The following is a 25753-nucleotide window of genomic DNA, read 5'->3' as shown; positions in this document are numbered from 1 at the left end:
CTAGGAGTTTGCGGCGCGCGGCGGATAGGCTGTGGCCATGCCAGCACGGCGCACACACCTTGCCCCTGAGACCACCCGCGGCTCGCTTGCCGCCGCGCTCACCGCACTTCGCGACAAGAACGGCGTCTCTGACGAGTTCCCGGCCGAGGTGCTCGCCGAAGCACGCGAGGCGGAGGCCCCCGTTCCCGCGCTGGATCTGCGCGAGATCCCGTTCGTGACGCTCGATCCGCCAGACTCCCGGGATCTCGACCAGGCCTTCCACCTCGAGCGCACAGGCAACGGCTTCACCCTGCGCTACGCGATTGCGGACGTTCCCGGCGTTGTCCGGCCCGGCCGCTCGCTCGATGCCGAGGCGCGGCGGCGGGGGCAGACGCTCTACCTGCCCGACGGGTCGGTGCCGCTGCATCCGCGCGAGCTCAGCGAGGATCGCGCCTCGCTGCTCCCCGATGTGGATCGCGTCGCCTACGTCTGGACTATCCCGGTTGATGCCATGGGGGCCGCGGCGTTCGAGGACGGCGAAGCGGCTGCGGCGTCCGTCGAGCGCGCGCTCATCCGCTCGCGCGCGAAGCTCGGCTACGGATCCGCGCAAGCGAGCCTCGACGCAGGCACCGCCTCAGGTCCGCTCGCGTTACTCCCCGAGTTCGCGGCGCTCCGCATCGCGCAGGAACAGCGTAGGGGCGGCGCGAGCCTGAACATGGCCGACGAGGAGGTCGTGCGCGACGAGACGGGCTACCGCATCGAGCGCCGCTTCCCGCTGCCCGTGGAGGAATGGAACTCGCAGCTGTCGCTGCTCACCGGGATGCTCGCTGGAAGGATGATGCTCGACGGCGGGATCGGGATCCTCCGCACGATGGCCGCCCCCGACGAGCAGGCGCTCGCCGAGTTCCGCGGCAGGGTCGCGGTGCTGGGTGTGCCCTGGCGCGAGGCGCTCACGTACGGCGAGTACCTGCGCGAGCTGCCCCGCGGCACCCCGCAGGCGGCGGCCGTGCTCCACGCAGCGTCGAGCCTGTTTCGCGGGGCTGACTACGCGGCGTTCGGCGTCGAGCGTGACGGTGAGCTGTTGCCCCCGCCGCCGCTTCCCGAGCAGGCCGCGATCGCCGCGCCGTACGCGCACGTGACCGCTCCGCTCAGGCGACTCGTGGATCGCTGGGGGCTCGTCGTGTGCGAGGCCTTGAGCGCGGGCAAGCCGGTCCCCGAGTGGGCGCTCGCGAGCCTCGCGGAGGTTCCCGCGCTCATGCGCTCGTCATCGGGGCTCGCGAGCAGGCTCGGGTCTGCGGCGCTCGACCGGGTCGAGGCCGCGCTCGTGCGGGATCGCGTCGGCGAGACGTTCCGCGTTGTGGTCGTCGAGTCGAAGGGCGGCAGCGCCCGCGTGCAGATCACGGATCCGCCGATCACGACGCGCTGCCCCGACCCCGCAGGGATCCTCATCCCCGGCAAGACCGGCACCGTGCGCGTCGTGCGCGTCGACGTGGCGAAGGGCGAGATCGCGATCGAGCCCGTCGCCCTGTAGCGAGACCCTTGTCTCGCTAGGGCGACGACACTCTCAATCGGAAGCGCCCTACTTTGAATGGCGCTCAGAAGCCATGTCCTCAGCGGGGTCAGGAGGGATCAGCAGCGAAAACGCAATGACCTCGCTGAGGTCATGTCTTTTGAGCGTTCCGAATCGCCTAGGTCTTCGCCTTCAAGCGTGAAGCGCCTGGCTAACCCGTGACGACCTGCGGTGCGCCCGACTCGGTCGTGTGCCCCATCTCCTCGGCGATGCGGTTCGCCTCCTCGATGAGCGTGGCGACGATCTCCGACTCGGGCACGGTCTTGATGACCTCGCCCTTCACGAAGATCTGACCCTTGCCGTTACCCGAGGCGACACCGAGGTCGGCCTCACGGGCCTCGCCCGGGCCATTCACGACGCAGCCCATGACGGCGACGCGCAGCGGCACAGTCATACCCTCGAGGCCCTTGGTGACCTCGTCGGCGAGCGTGTACACGTCGACCTGCGCGCGGCCACACGACGGGCACGAGACGATCTCAAGCTTGCGCTCGCGGAGGTTCAGCGACTGCAGAATCTGCAGGCCGACCTTCACCTCTTCGACGGGCGGAGCCGAGAGCGAGACGCGGATCGTGTCACCGATGCCCTCGGAGAGCAGGATGCCGAACGCGGTCGCGCTCTTGATCGTGCCCTGGAATGCGGGGCCCGCCTCGGTCACGCCGAGGTGCAGCGGCCAGTCGCCCTGCGCCGCGAGCTGCCGGTACGCCTTCGTCATGACGATCGGGTCGTTGTGCTTCACGGAAATCTTAAAGTCGTGGAAGTCGTGCTCCTCGAAGAGCGACGCCTCCCAAACGGCGCTCTCGACGAGCGCTTCGGCGGTCGGCTTGCCGTACTTCTGCAGCAGCCTGGGATCGAGGGAGCCAGCGTTCACGCCGATGCGGAGCGAGACGCCCGCGTCCTTTGCGGCCTTCGCAATCGCGCCAACGTTGCCGTCAAACTGCCGAATGTTGCCGGGGTTCACGCGAACCGCGGCGCAGCCAGCATCGATCGCCGCATAGATGTAGCGCGGCTGGAAGTGGATGTCCGCGATCACCGGGATCTGGCTCTTCTTCGCGATGATGTGCAACACATCCGCGTCGTCCTGGCTCGGCACCGCGACCCGCACGATGTCGCAGCCGGCCGCCGTGAGCTCGGCAATCTGCTGAAGCGTTCCGTTGATGTCGGTCGTCGGAGTCGTGGTCATCGACTGCACAGATACCTGCGAGTTGCTGCCCACGCCGATTGAACCGACCTTGATTTGACGGGTCTTGCGCCGCGGTGCCAATACTTCGGCTACCTTCGGCATTCCCAAATTCACTGCTGCCACGAGAACGAGTCTACCGGGCGCAGCCGTGCGTTAGCCGAATAGCGCGACCGGCTTGACGATATCGGCGTACATCAACAGCAAACTCATCGCTCCCAAGGCGATGACGACGACCAACGTCACGGGCACCATCTTCGCGGTGTCGACGGGCCCCGGGTCGGGCTTGCGCCGCAGCTTCGCCCAGCCGCGCTTGATCGCCTCATAGATCGCGCCCGCGATGTGCCCGCCGTCGAGCGGCATGAGCGGCACGAGGTTGAACACGAACAGCGCGACGTTGAGCGAGCCCGCGAGGCTGAACAGGATCTGTGCCCGCGATTCGACCGGCATCTCCTCCATGCTCGCGACCTCACCGGCGAGCCTGCCGACGCCGACGACACCCATCGGGCCGTTGGGGTCGCGCTCCTCCGCGCCGAACGCGGCGTTCCAGACGTCGACCATACGCGCAGGGAGCTTGATGATGACGCCAGCGACGTTCTTCACATTCTCGCCGACAAATGCCGGGACTTCGGTGATCGGCTGCCGCACGATCTCGGTGCCCGCGGTTGCGCCAATCATGCCGACGCTTTCGGTCTTCGGCGTGCCGTCCGCGTTGAGCAGGGCCTCGCCCTTGTCGTCGACGAGCACGCGCTCGTTCGCCTCGGGCGTGAGGGTCACCGTTTCGATCTCGCCCGCGCGCTCAATCTCGATCGACAGTGACTGTCCAGGCGAGGTCGCCACGACGCCGCGGAACTGATCCCAGCTTTCGATCGCGGTGCCTTCAACTGTGAGGAGCTTGTCGCCCGGAAGCAGCCCTGCGGCGGCGGCGGGAGCTGCCGGGTCGTCGGTAGTGCACTCGGTCTGCGTGCTGCCCGCGGGCACGAGGCACTCGCTCACGTGCCCGAGCGTGGTGCTCGTCTGGGCGATGCCGAAGCCGGAAATCACAATCCCGAAGAACAGGAACGCGAGCAGCAGGTTCATGAGCGGCCCGCCCGCCATGACGATGATCTTCTTCCAGACGGGGAGGCGGTAGAAAGAGCGGTGATCCTCCCCCTCGGGAATCGTCTCGGCGCTCGCGTCGCGCGCCTCGTCAACCCAGCCCGCGAGCCCGCGGCGGTACTCGACCTCTTCGACCTCGTCAATACTGTGCGAGGATCCCCGAGGTGCTGACGATCCCTCTGGCACGTCGCCGACTCGCGTGATCTCGTCGACGAACCCCTCGGCGCGCTTGCGCTTCGTCTTCACCGGGGCTTCCTCAGCGACGGAGTTCAAAAACCCGGTCGTGGATTCGCGCGGGGCCTCCCCCGGTTTCGCGGGCGGATACATACCGATCATCGCGACGTAGCCACCGAGCGGCAGCAGCTTCACGCCGTACTCGGTGTCGCCCTTTTTGCGCGACCAGATCGTCTTGCCGAAGCCGATCATGTACTGCGTCACCTTCACGCCGAACAGCTTCGCAGGCACGAGGTGCCCGATTTCGTGCAGCGCGATCGAGATGCCGAGCAGGAGCACGACGATGAGGATGCCGAGGGCGTAGAGCAAGACGGAAGTCACCGGATTAGCGTACCCGCGCCGACTGTGTTTCCACCCTCAGTGGTCGATGCGGCGGGCCAACGGGGCTGCTCAGCACTCGATAACGTTGACGGCGAGCCCGCCGCGCGCGGTCTCCTTGTACTTGTCGCTCATGTCCTTGCCCGTCTCGCGCATCGTGATGATGACCTCATCGAGCGTGACGTGGTGCGCGCCGTCGCCCATGAGCGCCATCTTCGCGGCGTTAATCGCCTTCGACGCCGCGATCGCGTTGCGTTCAATGCAGGGGATCTGCACGAGCCCGCCAATCGGGTCGCAGGTGAGCCCGAGGTTGTGCTCCATCGCAATCTCCGCGGCGTTCTCGACCTGCTGCGGTGTGCCGCCGAGGATCTGCGCGAGCCCGGCGGCCGCCATCGATGATGCGGATCCCACCTCACCCTGACAGCCAACCTCGGCGCCCGAGATCGACGCCTGCTCCTTGTAGAGCACGCCGACGGCTGCTGCCGCGAGCAGGAAGTCGACGACGACGCGCTGCTTCTGCTCCGGGCTCAGCGAGACGGCGCGCGGGGCTGCGGCTCCCCCGCCGAGTCCCGGTTGGCGGGAGGTGCCGAGCTCGGGGATCTGCGCGTAGTGCGTCGCGTAGAAGAGCACGGCAGGGATGATGCCGGCCGCCCCGTTCGTGGGGGCGGTGACGACGCGACCGCCCGACGCGTTCTCCTCGTTGACTGCGAGGGCCACGAGGTTCACCCACTCCTGCCAGAAGACGGGGTCGCGATGAGGATCCTGCTCGGTGAGCTTGCGGTGCCATTCGGGTGCGCGGCGCCGCACGTTCAAGCCGCCCGGCAGCACGCCGGTGCGGGTGAGTGCGGAGTTCTTGCACTCCTCCATGACGTCCCAGATGTGGGCGAGGCCGGACCGCACGCTCACCTCATCGCGGGTGATGAGCTCGTTTGCGAGCATGACGCCTGCGATACTCAGCCCGCTCGATTCGGCGTGCACGAGGAGCTCGGCTCCGGTCGTGAACGGGTAGGGCTGTTCGGCGAGCTGCTGCTCAAGCCTGTCGAGGATCTTCTCCTCGGCGCCCTCGCGCACGATGAAGCCGCCGCCAACGGAATAGTAGGTCTGTTCTTCAAGCGTCTCGCCCGCCGCGTCGACGGCCGCGAAGCGCATGCCGTTCGTGTGCGTTTCGAGCACCGTCAGCGGCCGGAGAACCATGTCGGCAACGCCGAACTTCACGACCGCGGGGGCCGCCCCCTGCAGGTCGGAGAGCTCGGCACCGACGCGCAGCTCGCCGGTCTCCTCGATGCGCGCGAGCGCGGCATCGACCTCGCTCGGCAGCACGGTTTCGGGGTCGAAGCCCTCGAGCCCGAGCAACACGGCGGTGAAGGTACCGTGGCCGTGGCCGGTGGCTGCGAGGGACCCGAAGAGGTCCACCCGCAGCCCGGCAACACGGTCAAGCAGGCCGTGGTTCACGAGCCCCGCCGCGAAGGCGTGGCTCGCGCGCATCGGCCCCACCGTGTGCGAGCTCGAGGGCCCGATGCCTACGGTGAAGAGGTCGAATACGCTGATCGCCACGTTGCGGCCTGCCTTTCGTGTGTGTGAGTTAGACGGTTGCGTCGTTTGCTGCGGCGTATTCCTCAGCCGACAGCAGCGGGCCGAACTCGGTGACGGCGACCTTGAACAGCCAGGCTGCTCCGTAGGGGTCGCTGTTCACGAGTGCGGGGTCAGCAACGACGGCGTCATTGATCTCGACGACCTCGCCCGAGACCGGGGTGTAGAGGTCTGAGACCGACTTCGTCGACTCGATCTCGCCGCACACCTCGCCCGCGGTGAGGGTCTGCCCGACCTCGGGCAGCTCGATGTAGACGACGTCGCCGAGCGCGTCGGCTGCGACCTGGCTGACGCCAACGGTCGCTGGGCTGTTCTCGTCGATCCACTCGTGCTCTTCGGAGTAGCGGAATCCGGCGTGTACCTGGCTCATGATGTTTCTGGTTCTTTCTTGTGGGGGTGGGTGCGTGCGCCTAGGCGGCGTTACGCGTTTCGCTTGTAGAACGGGAGCGCGACAACCTCGAAGGCCTCGCGCTTGCCGCGCAGGTCGACGTCGACAACGGTGCCGACCTCGGCGTAGCCGGCGTCGAGCTGCGCGAGCGCGATCGGGTAGCCGAGCGTCGGGCTCGGCTGGCCGCTCGTGATCACGCCGATCTCGCGGGGAGCTTCGTCGGTGAGCCCGTCGGTCTGCGCGAACACGGCGTAGCCGCCGCGCCCTGCGCGCCGGCCGAGGCCCTTGAGGCCGACGAGCACGCGGCGGGGGCCAGCGGCCTTCGCGGCTTCGAGCGCTGCGCGACCGACGAAGTCCTCCTCCTTCTTGAAGGAGACCACGCCGCCGAGGTTCGCGTCGTAGGGGGTCGTGTGCACGTCGAGCTCGTTCCCGTACAGCGGCATGCCCGCCTCGAGGCGAAGCGAGTCGCGCGCCGCGAGACCGCAGGGTACGAGGCCGTGACCCTCGCCCGCGGCGAGCAGCAGCTGCCAGAGCTCGGGCGAGCGCTCGGCCGGAATGTAGAGTTCGAAGCCGTCCTCGCCCGTGTAGCCGGTGCGGGCGAGCAGCACGTCAATGCCGCCGACCGTGACCTGTGTCCACGCGTAGTAGGCGAGATCCTGCACTGCCTGGCGCTCGGCGTCGTCCGCAACCACCGCGCGCACGATCGCCTCCGAGTTCGGCCCCTGCACGGCGATGAGCCCTGTCTCGGCCGAGGCGTCGTGCACCTCGACGTCGAAGCCCGCAGCGCGCTCGGTGAGGAGCTTGGCGACGACCGGCGCGTTGCCCGCGTTCGGCACGACGAGGTAGCGGGTGTCGGCGACCCGGTAGACGATGAGGTCGTCGACGATGCCGCCGTCAGCGTTGCAGAGCAGTGAGTACTTTGCCTTACCGACCGCGGTGACCGCGAAGTTGCCGACGAGCGCGGTGTTCAGGAAGCGGGCTGCGTCAGCGCCCGAGATCCACACCTCGCCCATGTGCGACAGGTCAAAGAGACCTGCGGCCTCGCGGACGGCGCGGTGCTCGGCGAGCTCGCTGCCGTATTTCAGGGGCATGTCCCAGCCACCGAAGTCGGTGAACGAGGCGCCGAGCTTCTCGTGCTCGGCGTGGAGCGCGGTGTGCAGTGGAGTGTTCGCAGTCATGATTAGTCCTCGTAGGCTTCGATGGGCGGGCAGGAGCAGACCAGGTTGCGGTCTCCGAATGCGCCGTCAATGCGGCTCACCGGCGGGAAGTACTTGTCGACGCGCAGCCGCTCGCTCGGGAACGCGGCCTGCTCGCGCGTGTACGTCCGATCCCAGCTGTCGCTCACGACGACCGCAGCGGGGTGCGGTGAGTTCCGCAGCACCGAGGCCTCGATCGCGACCTTGCCCGCGATGACCTCTTCGATCTCGGCGCGGATCTGGATCATCGCCTCGATGAAACGCTCGATCTCGACGAGATCCTCCGACTCGGTCGGCTCGACCATGAGTGTGCCCGGAACCGGGAACGCGAGGGTCGGGGCGTGGAAGCCGAAGTCGATGAGGCGCTTCGCAACATCCTCGGCGGTGACGCCGGACTTCGCGGTGAGGTCGCGCAGGTCGAGGATGCACTCGTGAGCGACGAGGCCGGTCTCGCCCGTGAACAGCACCGGGAAGTGCTCGCGCAGCCGCTTCGCGATGTAGTTCGCAGACAGCAGCGCCGACTCGGTCGCGCGGGTGAGGCCGTCGCCGCCCATCATCGCGACGTAGGCGTAGGAGATGGGGAGCACGCCAGCAGAACCGAAGAGCGTCGCCGCGACCGGGATGCCGTCCGTGGTCTGGATGCCGTCGGTCGTGGTGCCCGTCGGGTTGCCCGGGAGGTACGCCTTGAGATGCTCGGCGACCGCGACGGGGCCGACACCGGGGCCGCCACCACCGTGCGGGATTGCGAACGTCTTGTGCAGATTCAGGTGCGACACGTCGCCGCCGAACTCGCCCGGCTTGCCGAGGCCGACGAGCGCGTTCATGTTTGCGCCATCGATGTAGACCTGGCCGCCAGCGGCGTGCACGCGATCGCAGACGTCGCGCACGTCGGCGTCGTATACGCCGTAGGTCGACGGGTAGGTGATCATGATCGCCGAGAGCGCGGCTGCGTGCTTCTCGATCTTCGCATCGAGGTCAGCCATGTCGATCGCACCCGACTCGGTGTTTTTCACGATGACGACGCGCATGCCGGCGAGCACCGCAGACGCGGCGTTCGTGCCGTGCGCGGACTCGGGAATGAGGCAGATGTCGCGTTCGGTGTCGCCGTTCGCGAGGTGGTAGCTGCGGATCGCGAGCAGGCCAGCGTATTCGCCCTGCGAGCCGGCGTTCGGCTGCAGCGAGATGCCGGCGTAGCCCGTGATCTCGAGCAGCCAGTCCTCGAGGCGGCCGATGAGCTCGCGCCAGCCCTGGCTCTGCTCGGCGGGAACGTACGGGTGGATCCCGGCGAACTCGGGCCACGAGATCGACTCCATCTCGGCGGTCGAGTTGAGCTTCATCGTGCACGAGCCGAGCGGGATCATCGTGCGGTCAAGCGCGAGGTCGCGGTCTGCGAGGCGGCGGAGGTAGCGGAGCATCTGCGTCTCCGAGCGCACCGAGTGGAAGATCGGGTGCGTCATGTACTCGCTCTCGCGCACGAGCGCGCCCGAGAACGCGTAGTCGCCAGCGGCGACGGCCTCGGGGGCCTGCGCGCCAAAGACGCCCGCAACCGCGGCGACGGTGTCCGTGGTCGTGGTCTCGTCGAACGAGATGCCGACGGTGTCTGCGTCGACCTGGCGGAAGTTCAGTCCAGCCTCGGCAGCAGCCGCGACGGTCTGCGCCGCCTTGCCCGGCACGCGCGCCCAGAGCGTGTCGAAGAACACGTCGCGCGCGAGCTCGACGCCGGCACCCGTGAGGGCTGCTGCGAGCGAGCGAGTGTGCGCGTGGGTGCGCTCAGCGATCCGCTTCAGCCCGTCCGGGCCGTGGTAGACGGCGTACATCGACGCAGTGATCGCGAGCAGCGCCTGCGCGGTACAGATGTTGCTCGTGGCCTTCTCGCGGCGGATGTGCTGCTCGCGGGTCTGCAGCGCGAGGCGGTAGGCGGTGCGGCCCTCGGCATCCTTCGAGACGCCAACGAGGCGGCCGGGAAGCGAGCGCTCGAGGCCCTCGCGCACGGCGAGGAACGCCGCGTGCGGGCCGCCGAAAAAGAGCGGAACTCCGAAGCGCTGCGTGTTGCCGACCGCGATGTCCGCGCCCTGCTCGCCGGGAGAGGTGATGAGGGTGAGCGCAAGGAGATCCGCTGCGACGGTAACCATCGCACCGCGTTCCTTGGCTGCGGCGATGACCGCGGTGTGATCCACCACTGCGCCATCGTTGCCCGGCTGCTGGAGCACAATGCCCGAGATCTCGCCGTCGGGCAGGCCCTGCGAGAGATCGGCGATCTCGACCTCGAAGCCGAGCGCCTCAGCGCGACCCTGGATCACGGCGATCGTCTGCGGGAAAAGGTTCTCGTCGATAACGGTCTTCGCGTCGGCCTTCTTCTTGTTCGCGCGGCGCATGAGCAGCACGGCCTCGGCGGCAGACGATGCCTCGTCGAGCATCGACGCGTTCGCGACGGGCAGGCCCGTGAGGTCTGCGACCATCGTCTGGAAGTTCAGCAGCGCCTCGAGGCGGCCCTGCGAGATCTCGGGCTGGTACGGCGTGTAGGCCGTGTACCAGGAGGGGCTTTCGAGCACGTTGCGGCGGATCACCGGGGGCGTGTGCGTGCCGTAGAAGCCCTGGCCGATGAGCTGGGGGTTTTCACGACGTTCTTCGATGCGAGGCTGCGGAGCTCGGCGAGCACGCCTTCCTCGCTGAGTGCCTCGGGGAGGTCGAGACCGTCTGCCGAGCGAATCGCGGCGGGAACGGCTGCGTCGACAAGTGCTGCACGGCTGGCAAAGCCGAGCTCGTCGAGCATGACGCGCTGGTCGGCGTCAGACGCGATGCCGATATGGCGATTCGCGAAGGGTACGGAAAGAGCTGATGATGTCAAAAGAGGATCTCCGATGTCGGGGTCGCACGCGACCAGCTAAAGATCCTCCCCGCTCTGTACCGTGACCTGAGAGATTCGAGCACGAGTGAAAACCATCACTGCGCCCTTGCACCTTCGGTGAACGGGGAGTACCCGCTGCTTTTCAGAGTTGCCTACGCGTTGCGGTACGGGTGCCTGAGAGTTTCCCGGGGAGGGTTTGCTCCTACGGCGCCGAGTCGAACTCGGTCTCTCCCGCAATGCCTAAGCGGCGTGTTCAGTTGTTACCGGAGAGTCTACCCTAGGCAAGCTCCCGGCGGCCTGACTTCTTCATCCCTGCGGTCTGCGGTGTGGCTTGAGCGGATCTCCTCCGACCCCACTTTTCCTTTCGGAGCCTTGTGTGGCCCATCAAAGCCTCATTGAGGAAAAATCGGGTCGGACTAGATGGGAGCGGGAGGTGCCGCGGGGGCACGAGCAGAAGGTGCCGCGGGCGCGCAGGAGCGCGGGCGCAGTGGCGGACCCGCAGCGCCGCAGCGCCGCACCTCCGCACCTCAAGCCAGCGATTCCCCGTGGGTCGGTCACCTAAACCACCCCGAGTTTTCTATTCTGAGCCCTGCTTGGGGCGATTTGGGGTCGGAATGGATTAATCGGGGGTGGGGAGGAGTGCGGGCGCGTCAGAGCACTACAGGGTGCGGCCGGGGAACCCCAGAGCCGTCGACCGGATTCAGCCCGCGAAGAGGGTGTGCGCCTCTGCGCGCGCCCAGGCCTCAGCCTCCGCGAGCGACTCGAGCGTAAGCTCGCCTGGCGCGTCGTGGCGATCCACCACCTCGCTCACGGCGTCGACGATGCCGGTGAACGGGATCTTGCCGTCGTGGAACGCGTCAACCGCCTCCTCGTTCGCCGCGTTGAACACGGCAGGGTACGTGCCGCGAGCCTCACCGACCTGCTTCGCGAGATTCAGCGCCGGGAACGCGTCGTTGTCCACGGGCTCAAACTCCCAGGTCGCCGCCCGCGTCCAGTCGATCGGCTCGCCGATGTTCGAGAGCCGCTCCGGCCAGGTGAGGCCGAGCGCGATCGGCAGGCGCATGTCGGGCGGCGAGGCCTGCGCAATGGTGGATCCGTCAATGAACTCCACCATCGAGTGCACAATCGACTGCGGATGCACCACCACCTCGATCTGCTCGTAGGCGATGTCGAACAGCAGGTGCGCCTCGATGACTTCGAGCCCCTTGTTCACGAGCGTTGCTGAGTTCGTCGTGACGACGCGGCCCATGTCCCACGTCGGGTGCGCGAGCGCCTCAGCGGGGGTCACGTTCGCGAGCTCCGCACGGGTGCGCCCGCGGAACGGCCCGCCCGACGCAGTGAGCACGAGCCTGCGCACCTCCGAGTGTGTCCCGGAGCGCAGGGCCTGCGCGAGCGCCGAGTGCTCCGAGTCGACGGGGACGATCTGGCCGGGGGCGGCGAGCCGCTGCACCAACTCGCCGCCAACGATGAGCGATTCCTTGTTCGCGAGCGCGAGCGTGCGGCCGGCCTCGAGCGCGGCGATCGTCGGCGCCAGCCCGACGGAGCCGGTGATGCCGTTGAGCACGACATCGGCCTCGACGTCGCGCACGATCTGCACAGCAGCGTCGACACCGAGCCCGGTGTGTTCGACCCCGAACTCGGCGGCCTGCTCCGCGAGCCTGGCCGCGTTCGACCCCGTCACGAGCCCAACGATCTCAAAGCGATCAGGGTGCCTCCTGATCACGTCGAGCGCCTGCTCGCCGATCGAACCGGTGGACCCCAAAATCACAACGCGCCTCATGCATCTATTCTGCATGAGGCGCGCTGGGATTCTGACCCGCCGAGACTATTCGGAGTGAACGGTTCCGAGGATGTCGAGCACGAAGACCATCACGTCGTCGGCTTCGTAGCCCTTGCCCGTGAGCCAGTCTGCGCCGTAACCGCCATCTTCGGCCGGCACGACCGAGATAACCTGCGAGCCGACCTTCTGACCCTCAAGCGCCTTCGTGAAACCGGGAATCACTTCGTTCGTGCGGAACGGGATGGGCTCGCCGCGGCTCCAGCTCGAGTCAAACTCTTCGCCGGTGCGCCAGATGACGCCGCGGTAGTTGACGTAGACGCGATCGCCGGGCTCGACGACCTCGCCGTCGCCCTCGATCAGCGTCGCGACCGAGAGCTCGCTCGGCGGTTCGACGCCCTCGGGCATCGTGATCGTCGGCTCGCCGTTGTCGGCGAGCTTCACTGTCGGGAAGCCCTTCGGTGCTGCCTGCGCCTTGCCCTCGGCCTTCTTGAGCAAGTCGCCCGGCTCAAGCGTGCCCGGCTCAGCCTTGGTCTCGGTGATCTCGCCGAAGTTCATCACGACGACAACGGGATCGTCCTTCGTCATGTCGGCCAGGCCCATCTGCTCGGGCTCGACCCCGTCGTACATCTCACTGAACGACGCGGTAAGAGTCACCTGCTGGCCGGGAACGGCGCAACGGAAGGCTTCGTCAGCCCAGCTCATCAGTGCACCCTTCGTGTAGGCCATGGGAGCTTCGGGCTGCTGCTGCATCGGCTCGCCGCTCGTGCCGTTGAAGATCGCGAGCGCGACATCGATGGTCTGCCCGTCCTCGATGACATCGCCCTTGCCCTCGGTGAGCACAGTGCGCTCAAGCTTGTCGGCCTTCACCGGCAGCTTGTTGGTGAGTTCGAGGTCGACGCCAACTTCGCCCTTCACTGCGATCGCGTCGCTGGCCGCGCCCGACGGCAGGCACTCGGTGCCCGAGGCGTCCTTGCCCGGGCCTCCCCCGGCGCTGCAGCCGGTGAGCAGGAGTGCGCCGACGATGGCAGTGGGGAGCAGTACACGGGAAAGTTTCACTTGAGGCCTGTTCTTCATTCGTTCGGAGGTTCGGTCGTTACTTCCAGTCTGGGGTATAGATGCGTCGCAAGACTGTGAACGTACCCGGCTTGTTTCATTTTCGAGATTCACCGCTGCTTGCTCCACCTGGCTATTCCAGTTACTTCGCGGCGATGGCTGCAGCGTAGAGTTCCTTGCTCGACAGCCCGGATGCCTCGGCGACCTCGCGGGCGACATCCTTCAGGCGATCCCCCGCGGCGACGCGCGACAACACCTCCGCGAGCGCCGCTTCCGGAGAGGCAACGGCAGCTGTCGCGCCGCCGACTACAAGCACGATCTCGCCCCGCACGCCGGTCCGCGCCCATTCGGCGAGGTCGGCGAGCCCGCCCCGCTTGACCTCTTCGTACATCTTCGTCAGCTCCCGGCAGACTGCCGCTGGACGATCCGCCCCAAACGTATCTGCGAGGTCGGCGAGCGACGTGGCGAGCCTGGACGGCGCTTCGAAGAACACGAGCGTCCGCCGCTCACCAGCGAGCTCCCGGAGCAGCTTCGCTCGATCTCCGGCCTTCCGCGGAAGGAAGCCCTCGAACGCGAACCTGTCGGTCGGCAGCCCTGACACCGCGAGCGCGGTGATCACAGCGGAGGGGCCTGGGATCGCGCTCACGGTAACGCCCTGCTCCGCGGCGAGCTGCACGACGCGGAACCCTGGGTCCGACACCGTCGGCATGCCCGCGTCGCTCACGAGCACAATGTCCTCGTGTTTTGCGCGTTCGACGAGGCTCGCTGCACGATCGTGCTCGTTGTGATCGTGCAGCGCGACCAGCTCTGGCCGGTTCTCGATCTCAAGGAGACGGAGCAGTTGAGCGGTGTGCCGCGTATCCTCTGCCGCAATAACCGTCGCCCCTGCGAGCGTCTCGCGGAGTCTGGTCGACGCATCGCCGAGGTTGCCGATGGGGGTCGCCGCAAGGAGGATCATGTGCTCAATGCTACGGGCACCTGGCACTCCGCAATCCACCTGAGCCGGATATTCAACGGTCGGGTAGGCTAGGGCGGCTATGCAAGATTCCTCCCCGGCCCCCACACTCATCGAGCGCACAGGCGTCGCCTACTTCCCGCTCGCGCTCGTCGCTCGGCTTCCGTTCGCGATGATGGTGGTCGGTGTGCTCACGCTCATCGTTTCTGCGCGAGGCTCCCTGCAACTCGGCGGGATCTCGTCCGCTGTGGTCGGGATCGGATCCGCCATTGTCGGCCCGTTCCTTGGCGCCGCTGCGGATCGGTACGGGCAGCGGATCGCGCTGCTCATCGCGGCGGTCACCCACAGCGCGGCACTGGTCACGCTCGCGTTCATTGCATACTCAGCGGCCCCCGACTGGGCGATGCTTGTGGTCGCGTTCTTCGTCGGAGCGACGAGCCCGCAAACGTCACCCATGTCGCGATCTCGGCTCGTGCTCATCATTCAGAACTTCTTGCCTCCCGCTCGACGTCCCAAGGTGATGTCACAGGTCCTTGCCTACGAGTCCGCTGCCGACGAGGTGGTATTCGTCTTCGGTCCCGTGATCGTTGGGCTGCTCGCGACATTCTTCGGACCGCGTACCCCGATCCTCGCCGCTGCTGCGCTCACGATCCTGTTCATCATCTCGTTTGCACTGCACCACACGAGCGCCCCGGCGAAGACAGCCGCCGAGCGCGCGGAAACGCTCGCACCTGCTTCCGAGCTCGCGCGGCCCTCGCTGCTCGTCGTCGTCGCAGGGATCGCCGGTGTCGGCCTCGTCTTTGGCACGACGCTCACCGCGCTCACCGCCTTCATGCAGGAACAGGGTAGGCCCGAGGCAGCTGGCCTGTTTTACGGCATCATGGGTATCGGCTCGGCGATTCTCGCGATCTCCGTCGCGTTCTTCTCGCCGAAGTTCACGCTCCGGTATCGCTGGCTCGTTTTCGGTCTGTTCGTTGTAGCCGGTGAGGCGCTCCTCGCCACCTCCACCACCATGGGCGGCATTGCTGCGGGCCTCGCGCTCACCGGCATCGGCATCGGGCCACTGCTGGTAACGCTGTACAGTCTCGGTACCGCGCGCAGCCCTGAGGGCCGCAGCGCGACAGTGATGACGATGCTCGGCTCAGGCGTGATCCTCGGCCAGTCACTCTCATCCGCCATCGGCGGCACCGTCGCCGAGAACGTCGGCGTGCAGGCTGCGATGGCGCTTCCCTTCTATGCCGGAGCATTCGCCCTGCTCGCCGGTGTCATTAACTGGATGCTGACGCCGTCAGGGAGTGGCCGCGACCTATAGCGTCGTTAGGCGCCTGCGCTGCCTGGCGTCGGCTCGGGGGCTTCAGTCGTGCCGCTGCGCGGTTCCGGCGCAAACTTCGGCCGAGGCAGATGCCAGCCTCGCGCGACCGAGGTGAGGCGCAAGCCGATTGCGACGGTGCCGCCGATCACCGAAGCAACGTTCACGCCGGCCCCGAGCGCGGCGACGCCCACGGCAAGGCCGGCGCCAACGAGTGCGGACACCGCGTACAACTCCCGTGTGAGGACTCCGGGGACCGTGTTCACGAGCACGTCGCGAATGACGCCGCCGCCGATCGCTGCAATCGTGCCGACGAGTACCGCCGTGATGGGGGTTTGGCCGCTCGCGAATGCGAGTGCCGCACCGTTCGCAGAAAACAGTCCGAGGCCAAATGCGTCGAACACGACCTCAAAGTACCGAATGCGGCTCAGGCCAGGGTGGACGAAGAACACCACGAGCGACCCGGCAATCGCGACTGCGAGGTTGGGCCAGTGGAGAAACGACACCGGCGGATGTACACCGAGGAGCATGTCGCGAAGGATTCCGCCGCCGGTGCCGGTGGCCGCGCCGACCACAACCACCCCGAGGATGTCCAGGTTCCGACGGACGCCCACGAGCGCGCCGGACAGCGCGAACGCGAGGATTCCCGCAAGCTGCAGTGCTTCATAGATCACATCGCCGATCACGATTCTGATCCTAGGCGATGTGCGCCCCCGCGGGGGCCCGTTTGCGTCCCCGCGGGCCTCAGCACACACAATTCGCTTGCAGCGTAGGCAGCTGAGCGTGCTCACCGGCCAGTCGACGCCCCGAGGTGGAACAATGGACGTATGCATGCGTCTCTGTCCCCGGTTGAAGTTGCAGGCCTTCGCGCCGCATTTCCCTACTTCGCTGCGATCGACGAGCAGGCTGCGGCTGGAGCCGCGACCGCGCTGGTCCCGGCCTATCTCGATTCGGCTGCGACCTCGCAACGTCCGCTCGTGGTGCTCGACGCCGAACGATCCTTCCTTGAGCGTTCCAACGCGGCCGTGCACCGCGGCACGAGCGGGGCTGTCGGCGCCGCGACCGGCGCCTTCGAGGGCGCCCGCGCCGCCATCGCAGAGTTCGTGGGCGCTGCGGCCCCGGAGCAGATCGTGTGGGCTGAGAACGCGACCGACGCCCTGAACCTCGTCACACTCGGTATCGGCGAGGCCAACTCAGGCAACGGCGTTGCCGGATCCGAGCGGTTCGCCCTCGGCGCTGGCGATGAGATCCTCATCACCGAGGCTGAGCACCACGCCAACCTCATTCCGTGGCAGCGCCTCGCGACGAAAACGGGCGCGACACTGAAGTACATTCCCGTGCGCGAGGACGGCACGTGGACGCTCGATGATGCCCGCGCCGCGCTCAACGCGAAGACCCGCTTCTTCGCGTTCGCGCACGTCTCGAACGTAACAGGCTTTGTCGCGCCGGTCGCTGAGCTCGTCGAGCTTGCACGCGGCGTCGGCGCAGTCACCGTGCTCGACGCATGCCAGTCGGTGCCGCACATCCCCGTGAACTTCGCGGAGCTCGGCGTCGACTTCGCTGCGTTCTCCGGCCATAAGATGCTCGGCCCGAACGGCATCGGCGTGCTCTACGGCACCCCGGACATGCTCAATGCGTTACCAGCTGCCCGTACCGGTGGATCAGCAATCACCAAGGTCACGATGGAGGGTGCCGAGTTCATGCCGCCGCCGCTCCGTTTCGAGGCGGGCACGCAGCCGGTTTCGCAGGTGGTTGGCCTGGGCGCCGCAGCTCAGTTCCTCACCGATATCGGCATGGATCGCGTCGCCGCGCGCGAGTACGAGCTCGTCGAGCGACTCGTTGCGGGCATCGCCGAGCTGCGCGGTGTCCGGCTGCTCGGCCCGGCGGACACGTCCCAGCGGGTCGCGCTGACGGCAGTATCGGTCGAGGGCTTGCACGCCCATGACCTTGGCCAGTTCCTCGATGAGCAGGGTGTACTCGTGCGGGTCGGGCATCACTGCGCGCAGCCGCTGCACCGCGCCCTCGGTATGGCCTCCTCGACCCGGGCGAGCGTGCACGTCACCTCCACCGAGGACGAGGTCGATCGCTTTATTGCCGCGCTTCGCGGCGCACAACAGTACTTTGGAACGGAGGTGTCCGCGTGAGCGCGCTCGACGGACTGTATCAAGAGGTTATTCTCGACCATTCGAAGCGCCCCATCGGCAAGGGTGAGCTGACACCGGCGGAGGGTTCACTTACCGCCTCGCATCACGAGTTCAACCCGAGCTGTGGCGACGAGATCGACGTGTCCATCGCGGTTGACCCCACCTCCGGCGAGATCACCTCGCTCGCGTGGGAAGGCCAGGGCTGCTCAATCTCGATGGCGTCGGCGTCCATCCTGGCGCAGATCGTCCGAGACGAGACGCTCGATGGGGCGGCAGCCCGGGAGCGGATCGCCGCGTTCCGCGAGATGATCCACGGCAAAACCGCAGGCGAGCCCGACGAGGAACTCCTCGGCGACGCAATCGCGCTGCAGGGCGTCTCGAAGTTCGTCATGCGGGTGAAGTGCGCCATGCTCGCGTGGGTCGCCCTCGAGGCCGACCTGACACAGGTCGACGCTCAGCGCTAACCAGCAGGCCCCTGCTGTTCCCCACACAGGGGTCTGCGGGTCGCGGGTGATCGGTCGCCTGTGGATAGGGCAGGCTTTGGGCTGCCCAGCACGCACGCTGGTCTCATGACCAGTTCTCACACGCTCCCCGACCCCACGTCCACCGCCAGCGCCACCGCTGCACCTGAACGCATTCGCTGCACCTCGACCGCGGACTTTCTGGCTGCGCTCCCCCGCCTCGTCGGGTTCACCGCGCCTGACAGCCTGTTCCTCGTCCTATTCACAGGGGCCCAAGCGCACAGCGCCCTCCGGGTGGATCTGCCGGACACCGAAGACCCTGCAGCACTCAGCGACTATCTCGACGATCTCGAGCTACTCCTGGGCAGAGCCCGCACCCTCCATGGCCCCTCCGCCCCGGCCATCGCGATCTCGAGTTCCCTGAGTTTCGAGGAGGCAGGCGGGCCACCCTGGCAGGCACTCGCGACGCTCCTGTTCGCCCGGCTGCAGCGCGCTCATGCAGCGCCTCGGGAGCTCTGCTGCCTCGCTCCAGACGGCTGGGTGAGCTACCTTGATCCGCTGGCGCCGAGACGTGGGCGGCCGCTCTCCGAGATTGCAGCTAGCTCGGCTGCAGCGCCGAGCGCACCTCCGGCACTCACAGAGCTCGGAGTCTTCCGGCGTGTGCCGGCTGCGGAACGGGAAGCGGTTGCCCAGGCGTTCACCGCGATTGCTGCAGCGCCCGAGCGGAGCGACCGCGCGACGTCGCGCGCCGAGATCACTCGGCTCTTCACCCCTGAACCACTCACCCCGACCGAGACCGCCAGGCTCTTGGGAGCGCTTCGCACCGATGCCGGCTGGGCTGCCACCTTCGATGAGCTCGCGCGGGGAGCGAGCGTCAGCGCTCCCCGGATGGAAACGCGTGAGGCATTGACGGAGGCGCTTCCTGCCGGCACACGGCACGCGACAATGCCTGCGCGGCAGACCCAGCACGCCGTGATGGCCGGGCTGCGCGCCGCATCCGAGCATCTCGCATTTCTCGTGCCGCTCGCATCCCGTGCGTCCAAGCCCGCGCTGATTGCGCTGAGCGCACTGGCGTGGTGGGTGCGTGGCCTCGAATCGGTCGCGCGCCGCCAAATCGAGGAGGCGCTCACGCTGGATCCGCATCACGAGGTTGCGCGCCTCGCCAAACGCGTGATTGAACATGGGAGTTTCCCAACTGCCTCCGCTCAGGAGTGAGCCTCCAGGGTTGTGGGAACGGGCCTACGTGTTCGACTTCGGTGCGCGGCCCCGCTAGATTCGGGTGACATTCTGCAGAGAGGCTTTCATGTCAACGACGACTTCGTACCCCCATCTCTTCACGCCGATCACCCTCCCGCACACGGGTGTGACACTGCCTAACCGGGCGATCATGGGGTCTATGCATCTCGGGCTCGAAGAGCTCCCCGGGGGCTTCGACCGCCTCGCCGCCTTCTACCGTGAGCGCGCCGCCGGCGGTGTGGCGCTCATCGTGACCGGCGGCATCTCGCCGAATGAGGAGGGCCGGCTCTCTGTCGGCGGCGCGACGATGGCGAGCAGTGAGGATGCCGCACCGCACCGACTGGTGACTGATGCAGTGCACGGCGAGGGCGGCAGAATTGCGCTCCAGTTACTTCACGCGGGCCGCTACGGTGCGCAACCCGATCTCGTCGCGCCAAGCCCCGTACGCGCACCCATCTCACCGCTCACCCCGCGCGAGCTCAGCGACGCAGACATCGAACGCACCATCACAGACTTCGTGCGCGCGGCCCAACTCGCCCAGTCGGTCGGCTACGACGGCGTCGAGATCATGGGATCGGAGGGCTACCTCATCAACGAGTTCATCGCTCTCGAGACCAACCAACGGGCTGACCGTTGGGGCGGAGATCTCGACGGTCGGCTGCGGCTGCCTGTCGAGATTGTCCGCCGCGTGCGCGAGGCTGTCGGGGCCGAGTTCATCATCATCTACCGGCTCTCCATGCTCGATCTCGTGCCAGGCGGATCGACGCTCGAGGAGGTCGTGGAACTCGCCCAGCGTGTCGAGGCCGCAGGCGCCACCGTCATCAATACGGGGATCGGCTGGCACGAGGCACGCATTCCCACCATCGCCGCGTCGGTGCCGCGGGGGGCCTTTGCTTGGGTGACGCGCGAGCTCCGCGACAAGGTCTCGCTGCCGCTCATCGCGACCAACCGCATCAATACGCCCGAGGCCGCCGAGCACATTCTCGAAGCGGGCGATGCCGACATGGTCTCGCTCGCGCGGCCCTTCCTCGCCGACGCAGAGTTCATCTCGAAGTCCGCGTCGGGCACTCCCGAACGCATCAACACGTGCATCGCCTGCAATCAGGCGTGCCTCGACCACACGTTCTCGGGAAAGCTCACTTCCTGCCTGGTGAACCCCCGCGCGGGGCACGAAACCGAACTCATCATCACTGCTACGCACACTCCCAAACGGCTCGCAGTGGTCGGAGCTGGCCCCGCAGGGCTCGCATTCTCCGTCACCGCAGGCGAACGCGGCCACGACGTCACACTCTTTGACACTGCCGACCATATTGGCGGCCAACTCAACGTTGCCATGCGAGTTCCTGGCAAGAGCGAGTTCCGCGAGACCCTGCGCTACTTCGGCGTCAGGCTCGCGGAGACCGGGGTGCAGCTGCGTCTCGGCGACGAGGCGACTGCAGCCACGATCGCGAGCGAGGGCTTTGACGAGGTCATCATCGCCACGGGTGTCACCCCGCGAACACCCGCTATCCCAGGCATCGATCATCCCTCGGTCGTTGGCTACCTCGATGTGCTCCGTGACGGCGCAACCGTCGGGAAGAGGGTCGCCGTCATCGGCGCGGGAGGCATCGGGTTCGACACGGCAGAATTTCTCACCGAGCCTGAGGATTCCCCGGGGCGCAACGGAGATCCGGCCACCACTGGCGAGTTTCTCGCGCACTGGGGCGTCGACCCAGCGTACGAGCACGCTGGTGGACTCACCACACCGGCCCAGCTCGCCCCGCCTCGCGAACTCTTCATGCTGCAGCGCAAGGACGGCAAGCTGGGCAAGGGTCTCGGCAAGACGACGGGCTGGATCCACCGCACCGAGCTCGCCCGCCGAGGCGTACAGATGATCGGCGGCGTCGAATACGATCGCATCGATGACGCGGGCCTGCACATCTCAGTCGACGGCCAGGCCCAGGTGCTCCAGGTGGACTCGATCGTGGTGTGTGCTGGGCAGGAGTCCCGCCGCGACCTCGCCGATGAATTGATCGGTCTCGGCGTGACGACGCACCTCATCGGTGGCGCAGACGTCGCCGGTGAGCTTGACGCGAAGCGCGCCATCGACCAGGGGACCCGTCTGGCAGCCACCATCTAGGTGGTCGCTGCCGAGCCAGCGCCGGGTGAGACGCTCGGCGTCGGGTTAGACGCTCGGCGCCGGCTCCGGCTCTGTGGCAGCATCGTCAGCCGATTCGACTGCCGGAACGGCTGCCACCGCGGGTGCGGCATCGCGAATCTCAAACATCGGCAAGAAGATCTGGCACAGCGGCCCGATGAACACCGCGAAGGCGAGCGTTCCGATGCCCACCGTGCCGCCGAGGAACCAGCCGGCGACCACAACGAGCACCTCAAGGGCGGTGCGCACGACCCAAATGGGCAGCCCAGTGACCTCGTGCAGGCCGATCATCAGGCCGTCGCGCGGCCCCGAGCCGAAGCCGGCCCCGATGTAGATCCCGCTTGCGAGTCCGACAAGAAGCACGCCGAGCAGCATCATGAGCACCCGTGCCCAGAATGCCTCGGGCGTGACAAACAGCGCGAGCCCAACATCAGCGAAGACACCAATAAGCACCGCGTTCGCCACGGTGCCGATGCCGACCCGCTGGCGGAGCGGAATCCAGCACAGTAGTACGAGCCCACTCATGATGATCGTGATGGTGCCGAAGCTCAGTGGGAGGTGATGGCTCAACCCTTGGGTGAGCACATCCCAGGACGCGGCGCCCAGGTTCGAGTGCAAAATCAGCGAGACTCCGAGACCGAACAGGGCGAGTCCGATCGTGAGCTGCAGCGCTCGACGCGGCAGACGATCGAGCTTTTTCGGGGGTCGCTGTTTCCTCACCGATCCAGTGTAGTGCTCCCACGTCGTCCGGGCGCGCGGCTGCCTCGCACTCACGAGCGCCTCCGCCGAGCAGCCGCGGCTACGCGAACGAACGGTTCGGTCGCGCGATTTCACCGATCCCGCGCAGCACTGATTCTGCGACGACCGCGCTCGAGGTCGGGTTTGCCTCGGATACGGCGTTCGTCATCACAAACCGATAGTCGCCTGCCGAGCCACTCGCACTGATCTCGTGGATCGTGCGATCCGCACCGGGATCCGCCACCAGCTGCACCCGCACCTCATCCCACAGCGCGGTCGCGTGCGCGAGCGCGCAGGCGACGTTCAACGACCCCGGGTAGAGCTCGACAGCTTCAGCGACAGATCCCTCGAACAGCGTAAATGCCTCGGTCGTGGAGCGGAGCCGGGATGCCTCCTGTTCCCCCATCCACGGTTGCACGAGCGATGTCGCTTCCTTCGTGGAGGTGATGCTCGCGCGTGCGATACCGCCGGGAATGCCTCCCGGTCGCGCCGCCGAGGCGAGGATGTCGAGCCCGCCGATCGCGCCGCTCGCGAGCCGCAGCACGCCGGGCCCCTCAACGAGCGCCGCACGCGTCGCCTCGTCCGCAAGCGCACCAATCGATACGAGCAGCAGGTCTCGCCCGGCTGCGATGACCTGGGTCCCGAACTCACGTGCCGCGCCGATCCCCGCGCACTCGACAACGAGATCACTCGCGGCGATCGCTCCGGCCAGATCGTCACCGAAGTCGGTGATCCCCGTTGCGAGGGCCCCGACCGTTTCGCTGAGTGCGTCAGGGCGTCTCGTGACCACTCCCGCGAGAACCGTCCCGGCAACCCTGCCGGTCGCGAGCTGCTCAATGACACGGCTGCCGATGGCGCCGGCACCAATCACAGCAACGCGCAACGCGCTGCCGCCCGCACGGGGTGCCTCGGGGACCGCAGCCAGCGCGGCGGTGATCTCCGCGTCGGCCCTGTGGGTCCCCGCCCCGAGTGCGGCCCAGCGCCAGATCGCGGCGAACACCGCAGCCGCCTGTGCCGCCCCGGCGATCTCGCAGAGGAACATCGCACGGCTCCGGTCCCGCCGACACAGATCCGCAGCGAGCGCCGCCCCGAGCGCCGACTGGCGCAGTGCCCGACCAGTGGTGAGCTCCTCGGCGACCCCCATGACCTCGGCGTTCGTGATCGCGAGCGCGAGGGTGTGCGGCGGAGCATCCCCGAGGGCTGCGGCGAGCGCAGCGACCGAGAACGCGTCGTGATCGGCTTCGGGCCCACAGAATCTGTCAAGGTGCTCGTCGAGCGCGTACCAGATCGTCGCCGCTTTGCCGTCGAAGTAGTTAAAGAAGGAGGATCGGCTGACCCCCGCGCGTTTGGTGATGTCGACAACCGTGGTCGCGTCGTATCCCTGTTCGAGGAAGAGCTCACTCGCCGCGTCTGCGAGGGTTTCCCGTGACGACGCGAGGGGGCGGCCGCGCGCTACCGATGTCATGCTGCCAGCCTAACGTGCCGCGGCAAAGGGTCTGCCCGTGCGCGGCGGCGGACTATCTGCGTGGGTGCAGCCCGAGCTCGTGGCCGAGGATCACCGCTTGGACTCGGTCTCGCAGGTGCAGCTTTGCGAAGATCGAGTTGATGTGGGACTTCACGGTGGACTGCGCGAGGTGGAGTTCGGCCGCGATCTCGGAATTGGTGCTGCCCTGCACGATGGCGACGAAGATGTCGCGTTCTCGCGGGCTCAACTCGTCGAGCTGCCGAGCTCCTCCTGTGCCGGCGGCGCCCATGCGGTCGGGTGCGGTGCGCGAGGTGAGGTAGTGCTCGATGAGCCGGGAAGTGACGCGGGGTTCGACGACAGCGGCGCCAGCGGCGACGGTTTTCACTGCGCCGACGAGCGCCTCGGGGGTTGCGCTCTTCAGGAGAAACGCGCTTGCCCCTGCTTGGAGCCCCCCGAAGGCGTACTCGTCGAGGTCGAACGTGGTGAACACGATCACGCGGGTGCCCGGATACCGTTCGGTGATGAGCTTGGTTGCTGCGATGCCGCCCATGCCCGGCATCCGCACGTCCATGAGCACGATGTCCGGCCGTTCCTCGGCGACGACGGCAACTGCGGTCTCACCGCTGTCAGCTTCGGCGACGACTTCGATGCCGTCATCCGAGTCGAGAATGAGCGCAACACCCGACCTTGCGTAGCGCTGGTCGTCGGCGACGACGACGCGCACCGGTCTGCTCTGGCTAGCCACTGCGGCCTCCCCGTGTCGCGATGGGGATCGTTGCGCGGGTGCGCCACCCGCGCGTGGGTGGGCCGCCGGGTTCCTGCGCGAGCGGTCCCGCATCGAGGGTGCCACCGAATGCTGCGGTCCGCTCCCGCATGGCGAGCAGCCCGAAGCCAGGCTGGGCTGCGCCGCTGCTCGGTCCGGTGGTGTCGCCGTCGTCGGTCACGGAGACGGTCACTGCGCCGTCGAGCCAGGTCACGTCAACCGTTGCCCGAGTGACGCCGGCGCCGTGCCTGAGGGCGTTTGTGAGCGACTCCTGCACGATCCGGTAGAGGGTGGTGCGGAGGGCGGGATCGTCGGGCAGTGCGTCGGGGGCGCGCAGCTCGACGTTGAGGCCTGCCGCCGCGAACACGCGCACGAGTTCGTCGAAGGGCGGGATGTTGTGGCCGGAGTGCGCGAGGCCCGCGTCGAGCACCGCGTCCCCTTCTCGCAGCACGCGGAGGGTGCGTTGCATGTCTTCGAGCGCTTGCGCGCCGACGGTGCCCAGTTGTTCCAGCGCGGCCCGGGCTCGCTCGGGGTGTTTCTCCCACCCGGCTCGCGCGCCACCCGCGAGCGCGATCATCACCGTCGCCGAGTGCGCGACGACGTCGTGCATCTCCGCGGTGATCCGCGCACGTTCCGCGGAGACAGCGCGCTCCTCTCGCAGGGCAGCGAGCTCCTCGACCGCTTCGCGCCGTGAGTTGCTCGCGCGCACCGCCACTCCGATTGCCAGGGCGACAAGCGCCATCGGTTGCAGGCCGAGGAGCAGTGCCCCGTCGCGGACGCCTACGCTCGCAGCCAGCGCGCCCGCGACCGGAATGGTGAGGGCGCTGGCGAGGTAGCCGAGCACCGTAGTGCGCAGCCGAGTATGCACTGCGAGCGCGTACGCGGCGAACATCACCTCAAAGTTTCCGGCGTTTGGGAGGCCACTGTACAGCGGATTGAACCCTGCGAGCGCGGCGACGATGAGCAGCACGGCGAGCGGGTGGCTGCGCCGCCACCACAGCGCGACCGCGCCGCCCGCGACGCAGAGCTGGCCGAGCCACTCGTGCGGCACGTCCTGCACTGTGAGCGCGACAATCTGCGGGACCGATGCGATGAGGATCACCACGACGTCGAGCACCCGCGGCCGCGCAGCGAACCAGGCGGGCACCTTCGATCGCCGCATGAGCGGCTCAGCGTGGATGATCCTCGACGTCACTGGGTCCTTCGGAATAGCTCCTGCGCACGCTCCGGCGGTGCGCCGCGTGCCCGTTTACTTCGAGACTAGGCGTTCGCCACGCCCGCATCCACCACCCATGGGTGGAAGCAACAGCGTAT

At 67.5% G+C, this 25753-nt stretch carries 19 protein-coding genes, 1 pseudogene and 1 riboswitch; of the genes and pseudogenes, 6 read left to right on the top strand and 14 right to left on the bottom strand.

The features are described from left to right. The first annotated feature begins 37 nt into the window (after positions 1 to 37). On the top strand, positions 38 to 1510 hold the full coding sequence (locus tag AUL38_RS14855; RefSeq protein ID WP_059063263.1) for an RNB domain-containing ribonuclease: 1473 nt from the start codon (positions 38 to 40) through the stop codon (positions 1508 to 1510). 190 nt (positions 1511 to 1700) lie between these two features. On the opposite strand, the gene ispG is transcribed toward AUL38_RS14855, so the two are convergent. From ispG to rsmI, 9 genes and pseudogenes are all read right to left on the bottom strand, one after another. Beyond that, a complete protein-coding gene (gene ispG, locus AUL38_RS14850; RefSeq protein WP_059063261.1) occupies positions 1701 to 2831 on the bottom strand; it encodes a flavodoxin-dependent (E)-4-hydroxy-3-methylbut-2-enyl-diphosphate synthase in 1131 nt (376 codons plus the stop codon). Positions 2832 to 2882: 51 nt separating this feature from the next. Next, complete coding sequence (locus AUL38_RS14845; protein WP_059063258.1) at positions 2883 to 4379, bottom strand: RIP metalloprotease; 1497 nt, start codon at positions 4377 to 4379, stop codon at positions 2883 to 2885. A 69-nt stretch (positions 4380 to 4448) separates the two neighbouring features. Then, positions 4449 to 5930, bottom strand: a complete 1482-nt coding sequence (locus AUL38_RS14840) for an L-serine ammonia-lyase (protein WP_059063256.1) — start codon at positions 5928 to 5930, stop codon at positions 4449 to 4451. Between the two features lie 28 nt (positions 5931 to 5958). Next, positions 5959 to 6336: a glycine cleavage system protein GcvH gene (gcvH, locus tag AUL38_RS14835; protein WP_059063254.1), complete on the bottom strand. Its 378-nt coding sequence runs from the start codon at positions 6334 to 6336 to the stop codon at positions 5959 to 5961. 50 nt (positions 6337 to 6386) lie between these two features. Continuing rightward, a complete protein-coding gene (gene gcvT / locus AUL38_RS14830; RefSeq protein WP_059063251.1) occupies positions 6387 to 7532 on the bottom strand; it encodes a glycine cleavage system aminomethyltransferase GcvT in 1146 nt (381 codons plus the stop codon). Between the two features lie 2 nt (positions 7533 to 7534). After that, positions 7535 to 10398, bottom strand: a pseudogene (gcvP, locus tag AUL38_RS14825) (aminomethyl-transferring glycine dehydrogenase). A 152-nt stretch (positions 10399 to 10550) separates the two neighbouring features. Next, positions 10551 to 10642, bottom strand: a riboswitch (glycine riboswitch). Between the two features lie 456 nt (positions 10643 to 11098). Then, positions 11099 to 12178, bottom strand: coding sequence for a 1-deoxy-D-xylulose-5-phosphate reductoisomerase (gene dxr, locus AUL38_RS14820; protein ID WP_059063249.1), 1080 nt, complete (start codon positions 12176 to 12178; stop codon positions 11099 to 11101). A 45-nt stretch (positions 12179 to 12223) separates the two neighbouring features. Further along, complete coding sequence (locus AUL38_RS14815) at positions 12224 to 13234, bottom strand: FKBP-type peptidyl-prolyl cis-trans isomerase (protein ID WP_059063247.1); 1011 nt, start codon at positions 13232 to 13234, stop codon at positions 12224 to 12226. Positions 13235 to 13373: 139 nt separating this feature from the next. Continuing rightward, complete coding sequence (gene rsmI / locus AUL38_RS14810; protein ID WP_059063245.1) at positions 13374 to 14189, bottom strand: 16S rRNA (cytidine(1402)-2'-O)-methyltransferase; 816 nt, start codon at positions 14187 to 14189, stop codon at positions 13374 to 13376. A gap of 79 nt (positions 14190 to 14268) precedes the next feature. Between rsmI and AUL38_RS14805 the strand changes: the two genes are divergently transcribed. Then, on the top strand, positions 14269 to 15498 hold the full coding sequence (locus AUL38_RS14805; RefSeq protein ID WP_059063243.1) for an MFS transporter: 1230 nt from the start codon (positions 14269 to 14271) through the stop codon (positions 15496 to 15498). A 5-nt stretch (positions 15499 to 15503) separates the two neighbouring features. Here the strand turns inward: AUL38_RS14805 and AUL38_RS14800 are convergent, their stop codons facing one another. Then, positions 15504 to 16181, bottom strand: a complete 678-nt coding sequence (locus AUL38_RS14800) for a trimeric intracellular cation channel family protein (RefSeq protein WP_201023759.1) — start codon at positions 16179 to 16181, stop codon at positions 15504 to 15506. Positions 16182 to 16322: 141 nt separating this feature from the next. Between AUL38_RS14800 and AUL38_RS14795 the strand changes: the two genes are divergently transcribed. From AUL38_RS14795 to AUL38_RS14780, 4 genes are all read left to right on the top strand, one after another. After that, complete coding sequence (locus tag AUL38_RS14795) at positions 16323 to 17639, top strand: aminotransferase class V-fold PLP-dependent enzyme (RefSeq protein ID WP_059063240.1); 1317 nt, start codon at positions 16323 to 16325, stop codon at positions 17637 to 17639. After that, entirely contained in the window at positions 17636 to 18103 is a 468-nt protein-coding gene (sufU, locus tag AUL38_RS14790) for a Fe-S cluster assembly sulfur transfer protein SufU (protein ID WP_059063238.1), read from the top strand. Before AUL38_RS14795 ends, sufU begins: the two co-directional genes overlap by 4 nt. Before the next feature lie 105 nt (positions 18104 to 18208). Next, positions 18209 to 19315: a DUF4192 family protein gene (locus AUL38_RS14785; protein WP_059063236.1), complete on the top strand. Its 1107-nt coding sequence runs from the start codon at positions 18209 to 18211 to the stop codon at positions 19313 to 19315. An 88-nt stretch (positions 19316 to 19403) separates the two neighbouring features. Further along, positions 19404 to 21455: an NADPH-dependent 2,4-dienoyl-CoA reductase gene (locus AUL38_RS14780; RefSeq protein ID WP_059063234.1), complete on the top strand. Its 2052-nt coding sequence runs from the start codon at positions 19404 to 19406 to the stop codon at positions 21453 to 21455. A 45-nt stretch (positions 21456 to 21500) separates the two neighbouring features. Here AUL38_RS14780 and AUL38_RS14775 read toward each other — a convergent pair whose 3' ends face one another. The 4 genes from AUL38_RS14775 to AUL38_RS14760 form a co-directional block, all read right to left on the bottom strand. Continuing rightward, positions 21501 to 22193, bottom strand: coding sequence for a YitT family protein (locus tag AUL38_RS14775; protein ID WP_059063383.1), 693 nt, complete (start codon positions 22191 to 22193; stop codon positions 21501 to 21503). Between the two features lie 79 nt (positions 22194 to 22272). Then, positions 22273 to 23676, bottom strand: a complete 1404-nt coding sequence (locus tag AUL38_RS16960) for an aspartate dehydrogenase domain-containing protein (protein ID WP_083506935.1) — start codon at positions 23674 to 23676, stop codon at positions 22273 to 22275. 52 nt (positions 23677 to 23728) lie between these two features. After that, positions 23729 to 24421: a response regulator transcription factor gene (locus AUL38_RS14765; RefSeq protein WP_059063232.1), complete on the bottom strand. Its 693-nt coding sequence runs from the start codon at positions 24419 to 24421 to the stop codon at positions 23729 to 23731. Beyond that, complete coding sequence (locus AUL38_RS14760) at positions 24414 to 25634, bottom strand: sensor histidine kinase (RefSeq protein WP_059063230.1); 1221 nt, start codon at positions 25632 to 25634, stop codon at positions 24414 to 24416. The genes AUL38_RS14765 and AUL38_RS14760 overlap by 8 nt, the downstream gene beginning before the upstream one ends. Positions 25635 to 25753: the final 119 nt, after the last annotated feature.

This window comes from Leucobacter sp. G161 (assembly GCF_001482305.1).
Lineage (GTDB): Bacteria > Actinomycetota > Actinomycetes > Actinomycetales > Microbacteriaceae > Leucobacter.
Note: the sequence above shows the minus strand (reverse complement) of the source record. Positions and strands in the feature narration are given on the sequence as shown.